The organism is uncultured Kluyvera sp. (assembly GCF_902485085.1).
Lineage (GTDB): Bacteria > Pseudomonadota > Gammaproteobacteria > Enterobacterales > Enterobacteriaceae > Kluyvera > Kluyvera ascorbata.
In genome coordinates this window covers 1-5,051 of sequence record NZ_CABTJS010000119.1, presented here as the reverse complement: position 1 = coordinate 5,051, position 5,051 = coordinate 1, and the positions used below count along the sequence as shown (strand labels likewise).

The window sequence follows — 5,051 nt, the reverse complement described above, 5'->3', positions numbered from 1 at the left end:
TGTTAAAGAGCAGTGCAACACGGCTTTCGCTCACTGTTGCGAGGTGGCGTATATTACGCTTTCCTCTTTCAGAGTCAAGCGTTTAATTTCGCTTTTCTCTGTTGAGATTCTCAGGAGAATCTCGCTGACCCGGCGGCTTGCTTGCCGTTGTTCCGTCTCAGTGGGGCCGCATTATAGGGAGTTTCTTCAGGCTGACAAGAGGAAAAATGCATTTTTCTTTCAACCGCTCACCTTTTCGCCTTTTCGTCGTTTATTTCTGCTTTTTGATAGCCGCAGGCAGGTCTGCAAGGCTATTAATCACCCAATCTGCGGCTTTTTCCGCTTCCTCGGTGACGGGTTTGCCCGTACGCACCAGCACTTTAGTCCCCACGTTCGCCGCAGCAGCTGCCTGCATGTCTTCTACTTTGTCACCCACCATATAAGAAGAAGCCATATCAATGTGCAGAAACTCCTGCGCGGATTTGAACATTCCCGGGTGCGGTTTACGGCAATCACATACCTGACGATACTCTTCTATCGTTCCCTGCGGATGATGTGGGCAATAATAGATACCGTCCAGGTCAACGCCACGGTCAGCCAGAGACCAGTCCATCCATTCCGTCAGCGTTTCAAACTGCGCCTCGGTGAACTTCCCGCGAGCAATACCTGACTGGTTAGTCACCAGCACCAGCGCATAGCCCATCTCTTTTAATTCGCGCATAGCGTCGATGACGCCATCAATAAACTCAAACTCATCGATTTCATGTACGTAGCCATGATCGACATTAATCGTGCCGTCACGATCGAGAAAAATTGCGGGTACAGACTTTGCCACCGTGTTGCTCCTGATTAAGGCTTGTGCCTTTAGTATCGCATGTTTCGACAGGCAAGAAAGCGCCGATCGCATAAATCAGATTGATTTAGCCGTCTAGATGCCTTAACATCCGTTTTGTTGACGGTCATCGCCCGTCTCTGGCAGAAGAAAATGCCACGGATAACTCCTAACCGATAATAAATAATCTAATGATTAAACTTTCGAATATCACCAAGGTGTTCCAGCAGGGCCACCGCACAATTCAGGCGCTGAACAACGTTAGCCTGCACGTGCCTGCGGGACAAATTTATGGCGTCATTGGCGCATCCGGTGCAGGTAAAAGTACGCTGATTCGCTGCGTCAACCTGCTTGAACGCCCGACAGAAGGCAGCGTTCAGGTTGGCGGTCAGGAACTTACCGCACTGCCCGAATCGGCGCTGACTAAAGCGCGTCGCCAGATTGGCATGATCTTCCAGCACTTTAACCTGCTCTCTTCACGCACGGTGTTTGGCAACGTTGCGCTGCCGCTGGAACTCGATAATACGCCTAAAGAAGAAGTGAAGCGTCGCGTCACTGAACTGCTGGACCTCGTGGGTCTGGGCGACAAGCATGATAGCTACCCGGCAAACCTGTCCGGTGGGCAAAAACAGCGTGTGGCCATTGCCCGTGCGCTGGCCAGCAACCCGAAGGTTCTGTTGTGTGATGAAGCCACCAGCGCGCTGGATCCGGCAACCACTCGCTCTATTCTCGAACTGCTGAAAGACATTAACCGTCGCCTGGGTCTGACGATTCTGCTCATCACCCATGAGATGGACGTGGTGAAGCGTATCTGTGACTGTGTTGCGGTTATCAGCAACGGCGAGCTAATCGAGCAGGATACGGTAAGTGAAGTCTTCTCTCATCCGAAGACGCCGCTGGCACAGCAGTTTATTCAGTCCACGCTGCATCTGGATATTCCAGAAGATTACCAGGCACGTCTTAAAGAAGCACAGACTGCCGATAGCGTACCGATGCTGCGCATGGAGTTTACCGGCCATTCAGTCGACGCTCCTCTGCTGTCAGAAACCGCACGTCGCTTTAACGTGAACAACAACATTATTAGCGCGCAGATGGATTACGCGGGCGGCGTGAAGTTCGGCATTATGCTGACCGAAATGCACGGCACCCCTGAAGATACGCAAGCAGCCATCGCCTGGCTGCAGCAACACCATGTAAAAGTAGAGGTACTGGGTTATGTCTGAAGCCATGATGTGGTTACTGGCGCGCGGCGTCTGGGAAACGCTGGCAATGACATTCGTGTCGGGCTTTTTCGGCTTCGTGATTGGTCTGCCGGTCGGCGTGCTTTTATATACCACGCGTCCGGGGCAAATCATTGAGAACGGCAAGCTCTACCGTGTGCTTTCTGCGCTGGTGAATATCTTCCGTTCCATCCCGTTCATTATCCTGCTGGTATGGATGATTCCATTTACCCGCATTATTGTCGGTACCTCTATCGGCCTGCAGGCGGCAATAGTTCCGCTGACAGTCGGTGCTGCACCGTTTATTGCCCGTATGGTGGAAAACGCCCTGCTGGAAATCCCGACCGGGTTGATTGAAGCTTCCCGCGCAATGGGTGCCACACCGATGCAGATCGTACGTAAAGTCCTGCTGCCGGAAGCGCTGCCGGGTCTGGTCAATGCGGCAACCATCACCCTGATTACGCTGGTTGGCTACTCCGCAATGGGCGGTGCCGTCGGCGCTGGCGGTCTGGGGCAGATTGGCTATCAGTATGGCTACATTGGATATAATGCGGTCGTGATGAATACAGTACTGGTATTGCTTGTCGTTCTGGTTTATTTAATTCAAGTATCTGGCGACCGTATCGTTCGGGCAGTCACTCATAAATAGCGTTACACACAACACAACTCAAAAGTTTAAGGATAATAAGCATGGCGTTCAATTTTAAAACCTTTGCGGCAGTTGGGGCCCTGATTGGTTCTCTGGCTCTTGTTGGTTGCGGCCAGGACGAGAAAGATCCAAACCACATTAAAGTCGGCGTGATTGTCGGTGCAGAACAGCAGGTTGCTGAAGTTGCACAGAAAGTCGCCAAAGAAAAATATGGCCTGGACGTTGAGCTGGTTACCTTCAACGATTACGTTCTGCCGAACGAAGCGCTGAGCAAAGGCGACATCGACGCGAACGCCTTCCAGCACAAACCATACCTGGATCAGCAGATCAAAGACCGCGGCTACAAGCTGGTTTCCGTGGGTAACACCTTCGTTTACCCAATCGCAGGCTACTCCAAGAAAATCAAATCTCTGGACGAACTGCAGCCGGGCTCCCAGATTGCGGTACCAAACGACCCGACTAACCTCGGTCGTTCCCTGCTGCTGCTGCAGCAAGTTGGCCTGATCAAACTGAAAGATGGCGTAGGTCTGCTGCCAACCGCGCTGGATATCACTGAAAACCCGAAAAACCTGAAGATTGTTGAGCTGGAAGCACCACAGCTGCCACGTTCCCTGGACGACGCGCAGATTGCTCTGGCCGTTATCAACACCACTTACGCCAGCCAGATCAACCTGACTCCGGCAAAAGACGGTATCTTCGTTGAAGGTAAAGACTCTCCGTACGTGAACCTGATCGTAACCCGCGAAGATAACAAAGACGCTGAAAACGTGAAGAAATTCGTTCAGGCTTACCAGTCTGATGAAGTGTACGAAGCAGCAAACAAAATCTTTAACGGCGGCGCTGTTAAAGGCTGGTAATCGCATTACCGCTAAGCAGTATCTTTCAAGACGGGCGCATGCCCGTCTTGTCATTTATGCAAGCACCTGATTCAATAGCTCCCTGGTCTACCCTTTATGATAGAGGAATTACTATGCGTGCTTTACCGGTCTGTTTATTAGCGCTCCTGTTAGGTGGCTGTTCCATGCTAAACAGATCTCCTGTTGAACCTATTCAAAGCACTGCGACCCCCGCGAAAACGGAGACCGCGAAACCTAAAGCGCCACGCGCTACGCCGGTGAGAATTATCACCAACGCTGAAGATCTGGTCGGTAAGCCGTTCCGCGATCTGGGCGAAGTCTCCGGTGACTCATGCCAGGCCACTAATCAGGATTCTCCACCGAACATCCCAACGGCACGCAAGCGCATGCAGATCAACGCCTCTAAAATGAAGGCCAATGCGGTACTGCTGCACAGCTGTGAAGTCACCAGCGGCACGCCGGGTTGCTACCGTCAGGCGGTCTGCGTAGGTTCAGCCCTTAACGTTAGCGCGCAATGAGCCCATTCGTATTTGAACAAATAGGCGTTATCCGTTCTCCTTATAAAGAGAAGTTTGCCGTACCTCGCCAGCCAGGGCTGGTCAAAAGCTGCAGCGGTGAGCTGCATCTGTTGCCGCCCTACAACCAGGCCGACGCCGTGCGCGGCCTGGAAGCGTTCAGCCATTTGTGGGTACTGTTCGTCTTCCATCAGACGATGGAAGGCGGATGGCGTCCTACGGTACGGCCTCCTCGCCTCGGCGGAAACGCCCGTATGGGCGTGTTTGCCACGCGCTCAACCTTCCGCCCGAACCCCATCGGAATGTCGCTGGTTGAACTCCGGGGCGTTCGCTGCCACAAAGAACACGTCATCCTTGAACTAGGCGGGTTAGATTTAGTCGACGGCACGCCTGTTGTCGATGTAAAACCGTACCTACCGTTCGCCGAGTCGCTGCCAGACGCTCGAGCCAGCTACGCTCAGGATGCACCGCAAGCCAACGTTGACGTCACCTTCAGCGATGAGATTGCCCAGCAGCTTATCGGCCTGGAAAAGCGCTACCCGCATTTACGTCGGTTTATTGCCGAAGTACTGGCCCAGGACCCGCGTCCGGCCTATCGTAAGAACGAGGAAGAAGGAAAGACCTACGCCGTCTGGCTGCTCGATTTTAACGTCCGCTGGCGCGTAACGCCGTCAGGATTTGAGGTCTTTGCGCTGGAAGCCCGGTAATTTCATCGCGCTCTCTTTTGACATCCCTTTCTCGCTGGTAAACTAAATCACTTTTGTTTTTGTGCCAGGCTCGACTTGAGCCTGTTCGATCGTTCAACTGGAACCGTAACAACATGCGTACTAGCCAATACCTGCTCTCCACTCTGAAGGAGACACCTGCCGACGCCGAGGTTATCAGCCACCAGCTGATGCTGCGCGCCGGGATGATCCGCAAGCTGGCCTCCGGGTTATACACCTGGCTGCCGACCGGCGTGCGCGTCCTGAAAAAAGTCGAAAACATCGTGCGTGAAGA

The 5,051-nt window shown here is 53.0% G+C and carries 6 protein-coding genes and 1 pseudogene; 6 read left to right on the top strand and 1 reads right to left on the bottom strand.

All coding sequences use genetic code 11. The annotated features are described in order from the left end of the window. Positions 1-250: 250 nt before the first annotated feature. Positions 251-814, bottom strand: a complete 564-nt coding sequence (gene gmhB, locus RDN66_RS13960) for a D-glycero-beta-D-manno-heptose 1,7-bisphosphate 7-phosphatase (protein WP_308537929.1) — start codon at positions 812-814, stop codon at positions 251-253. Between the two features lie 188 nt (positions 815-1,002). Here gmhB and metN point away from each other — a divergent pair, with 188 nt between their 5' ends. The 6 genes and pseudogenes from metN to RDN66_RS13930 form a co-directional block, all read left to right on the top strand. Further along, positions 1,003-2,034 (top strand): methionine ABC transporter ATP-binding protein MetN, encoded by a 1,032-nt coding sequence (metN, locus tag RDN66_RS13955; protein WP_308537928.1) that lies wholly within the window; start codon positions 1,003-1,005, stop codon positions 2,032-2,034. Further along, positions 2,027-2,680, top strand: coding sequence for a methionine ABC transporter permease MetI (locus RDN66_RS13950; protein ID WP_035891987.1), 654 nt, complete (start codon positions 2,027-2,029; stop codon positions 2,678-2,680). The genes metN and RDN66_RS13950 overlap by 8 nt, the downstream gene beginning before the upstream one ends. A 41-nt stretch (positions 2,681-2,721) precedes the next feature. Next, positions 2,722-3,537, top strand: a complete 816-nt coding sequence (gene metQ, locus RDN66_RS13945) for a methionine ABC transporter substrate-binding lipoprotein MetQ (RefSeq protein ID WP_202216431.1) — start codon at positions 2,722-2,724, stop codon at positions 3,535-3,537. Between the two features lie 113 nt (positions 3,538-3,650). After that, positions 3,651-4,055: an Rcs stress response system protein RcsF gene (rcsF, locus tag RDN66_RS13940; RefSeq protein ID WP_035891985.1), complete on the top strand. Its 405-nt coding sequence runs from the start codon at positions 3,651-3,653 to the stop codon at positions 4,053-4,055. After that, positions 4,052-4,759, top strand: a complete 708-nt coding sequence (tsaA, locus tag RDN66_RS13935; RefSeq protein ID WP_202216432.1) for a tRNA (N6-threonylcarbamoyladenosine(37)-N6)-methyltransferase TrmO — start codon at positions 4,052-4,054, stop codon at positions 4,757-4,759. Before rcsF ends, tsaA begins: the two co-directional genes overlap by 4 nt. 113 nt (positions 4,760-4,872) lie before the next feature. Beyond that, a pseudogene (locus RDN66_RS13930) lies at positions 4,873-5,051 on the top strand (proline--tRNA ligase); the annotation flags it as partial.

Excerpts from the sequence above, each read along its gene's own strand:
- RDN66_RS13950 (WP_035891987.1), top strand. The coding sequence starts at position 2,027 with ATGTCTGAAGCCATGATGTGGTTACTGGCGCGCGGCGTCTGGGAAACG.
- tsaA (WP_202216432.1), top strand. The coding sequence starts at position 4,052 with ATGAGCCCATTCGTATTTGAACAAATAGGCGTTATCCGTTCTCCTTAT.
- metQ (WP_202216431.1), top strand. The coding sequence starts at position 2,722 with ATGGCGTTCAATTTTAAAACCTTTGCGGCAGTTGGGGCCCTGATTGGT.
- metN (WP_308537928.1), top strand. The coding sequence starts at position 1,003 with ATGATTAAACTTTCGAATATCACCAAGGTGTTCCAGCAGGGCCACCGC.
- rcsF (WP_035891985.1), top strand. The coding sequence starts at position 3,651 with ATGCGTGCTTTACCGGTCTGTTTATTAGCGCTCCTGTTAGGTGGCTGT.